Source organism: Dactylosporangium sucinum, assembly GCF_014647515.1.
Lineage (GTDB): Bacteria > Actinomycetota > Actinomycetes > Mycobacteriales > Micromonosporaceae > Dactylosporangium > Dactylosporangium sucinum.
Map to the genome: position 1 here is coordinate 1 of NZ_BMPI01000074.1, position 2,613 is coordinate 2,613.

Sequence of the window (2,613 nt, forward strand, 5' to 3'; positions counted from 1 at the left end):
AAGGCATGCGGCCGGAGCGAAGCGGAGGGCGCATGACCGGTTCCGGAGCGAAGCGGAGGAGGCCGGTCATCATGGGCACAGTTGGGAAGGCATGCGGCCGGAGCGGAGCGGAGGGCGCATGACCGGGTTGTCCGGGCGGGTCGCTGTCATCACCGGGGCCAGTCGCGGCATCGGTCTTGGCATCGCCCGACGGTTTGTCGAGGAAGGGGCCAAGGTCTGCATCACCGCGCGCAAGGCCGACGGGCTCGAAGCAGCCGTCGGTGCGCTCGGCGGGCCGGCGAACGCCACCTTCGTGGCCGGGCGGGCCGACGACCCCGCGCACCGCGCCGAGACCGTGCGGCACGCCACCGAGGTGTTCGGGCCGCCCGACGTGCTCGTCAACAACACCGGCATCAACCCGGTGTACGGTGACCATCTCACCGCCTGCCTGGCCGTGGAGCTCGCGCCGGCCGTGCGGGTCAACGCGGTCGCGCCCGCCGTGGTCAAGACCCGCTTCGCCACCGCGCTGTACGAGGCGCGCGAGGAGGAGGTCGCCGCGCGGTACCCCATGCGCCGCCTCGGCGTGCCGCGGGACGTGGCCGGCGCCGTGGCCTTCCTCGCCTCCGGCGACGCCGGCTGGATCACCGGGCAGACGCTCGTCGTCGACGGCGGCGTGACCCTCGCGCGGCGGTCCGGATGAACCTCAACGGGGCCGCCGTCGTCATCACCGGCGGCGGGAGCGGCATCGGCGCCGCCATGGCCCGCCGCTTCGCCGGGCTCGGCGCGCAGATCGTCGTCAACGACCTGGACGCGGCCGCGGCCCGCCAGGTGGCGTACGAGGTCGACGGGCTCGCCTTCAGCGGCGACGCCGGGGACCCCGAGGAGGTCGACCGGCTGGTCGACTTCGCCTGGGACAATGTCGGCGCGCTCGACCTGTTCTGCGCCAACGCGGGCGTGGCTCCCCGCGGTACCGTCACCGCCCCCGACGCCATGTGGGAGCAGGCGTGGCGGGTCAACGTCATGGCCCACGTCTACGCGTCGCGCGCGCTCCTGCCGCGGTGGCTGGCCAAGGGCCGCGGGCGGCTGCTCACCACCGTCTCGGCGGCGGGGCTGCTGACCCTGCTCGGCAAGGCGCCGTACGCGGTCACCAAGCACGCGGCCCTCGCCTACGCCGAGTGGCTGCGCGTCACGTACGCCCACCGCGGCATCGTCGTGCAGGCCCTGTGCCCGCAGGGGGTGCGCACGCCGATGCTCGACGGCGGCGACGGCGCCAGCCGGCGGCTGCTCGACCGGACCGCGCTCGCGCCGGAGCAGGTGGCCGACCGGGTCGTCGAGGCGCTCGGCGGCGACCGGTTCCTGATCCTGCCGCACCCCGAGGTCGCCACCTACTACGCGCGCCGGGCCGCCGACCCGGACCGCTGGCTCGACGGCATGAACCGGCTCCAGCAGAAGATCGAGGGATGACGCGGTGAACTTCGACTACGACGCGGTGACACTGGAGTACCGCGAGCGCCTGCTGTCCTTCATGGACAGTCACATCTACCCGGCCGAGCTACTGCCGCACTCGCCGGAGCTGGTGGACGAGCTGCGGCGCGAGGCCCGGGCCCGCGGGCTGTGGAACCTGTTCCTCGGCCTGCCGAACCTGCAGTACGCGGCGCTGGCCGAGATCATGGGCCACAGCCCGTCCCTGGCCCCGGCCGCGCTGAACTGCGCCGCCCCGGACACCGGCAACATGGAGCTGCTGGCGTCCTTCGGCACCGCGCAGCAGCGCGAACGGTGGCTGGAGCCGCTGCTCGACGCGCGGATCCGCTCCGCGTTCTGCATGACCGAGCCCGACGTCGCCTCCTCCGACGCGACCAACGTGGACACCCGCATCGAGCGCGACGGCGACGAGTACGCCATCACCGGCCGCAAGTGGTTCGCCACGGGCGCCCTGGACCCGCGGTGCGAGCTGCTCGTCGTCATGGGCAAGACCGACCCGACGGCCGAGCGGCACCGCCAGCAGAGCATGATCCTGGTCCCCCGCGACACTCCCGGGGTGACGGTACTGCGGGGCCTGCACACCTTCGGCTACGATGATGCCGACCACGGCGGCCACGCCGAGATCTCCTTCGCCGGCGCCCGGGTGCCCGCCGCCAACCTCCTGGGCTCCGAGGGTTCCGGCTTCGCGATCGCGCAGGCGCGCCTCGGCCCTGGCCGCATCCACCACTGCATGCGCCTCATCGGCATGGCCGAACGGGCGCTGGAGCTGACCTGCCGCCGCGTCACCACCCGCGTGGCGTTCGGGTCGCCGCTCGCGGCACAGGGTGTGGTCCAGGACTGGATCGCCGAGTCCCGGGTCCGCATCGAGCAGGCCCGCCTGCTGGTCCTGAAGACGGCCTGGCTGATGGACACGGTGGGCAACCGCGGCGCCCACATCGAGATCCAGGCGATCAAGATCGCAGTACCGTCCACTGTAGAGTGGATCCTGGACAAGGCCATCCAGGCCCACGGCGCGGCGGGCGTCAGCCAGGACACGCCGCTGGCCGCCTTGTGGTCGCGGGCCCGCACGATCCGCATCGCGGACGGCCCGGACGAGGTCCACCGCCGCTCCCTGGCGAGGCGCGAGCTACGCCGCTACACCTGACCCGCCCC

General features: G+C 73.4%; 3 protein-coding genes. All 3 read left to right on the top strand.

The window, feature by feature from the left end:
- Nucleotides 1-118: 118 nt before the first annotated feature.
- From IEZ31_RS46070 to IEZ31_RS46080, 3 genes are read left to right on the top strand one after another with little or no spacing between them, the layout of a single operon-like run.
- Entirely contained in the window at nucleotides 119-679 is a 561-nt protein-coding gene (locus IEZ31_RS46070) for an SDR family oxidoreductase (protein ID WP_190256501.1), read from the top strand.
- Nucleotides 676-1,443 (top strand): SDR family NAD(P)-dependent oxidoreductase, encoded by a 768-nt coding sequence (locus IEZ31_RS46075; RefSeq protein ID WP_190256502.1) that lies wholly within the window; start codon nucleotides 676-678, stop codon nucleotides 1,441-1,443. The genes IEZ31_RS46070 and IEZ31_RS46075 overlap by 4 nt, the downstream gene beginning before the upstream one ends.
- A 4-nt stretch (nucleotides 1,444-1,447) precedes the next feature.
- The gene (locus IEZ31_RS46080; protein ID WP_190256503.1) at nucleotides 1,448-2,605 is read left to right on the top strand and encodes an acyl-CoA dehydrogenase family protein; all 1,158 of its coding nucleotides are present in this window, start codon (nucleotides 1,448-1,450) and stop codon (nucleotides 2,603-2,605) included.
- The last annotated feature ends 8 nt before the right edge of the window (nucleotides 2,606-2,613 follow it).

Excerpts from the sequence above, each read along its gene's own strand:
- IEZ31_RS46070 (WP_190256501.1), top strand. The coding sequence starts at position 119 with ATGACCGGGTTGTCCGGGCGGGTCGCTGTCATCACCGGGGCCAGTCGC.
- IEZ31_RS46075 (WP_190256502.1), top strand. The coding sequence starts at position 676 with ATGAACCTCAACGGGGCCGCCGTCGTCATCACCGGCGGCGGGAGCGGC.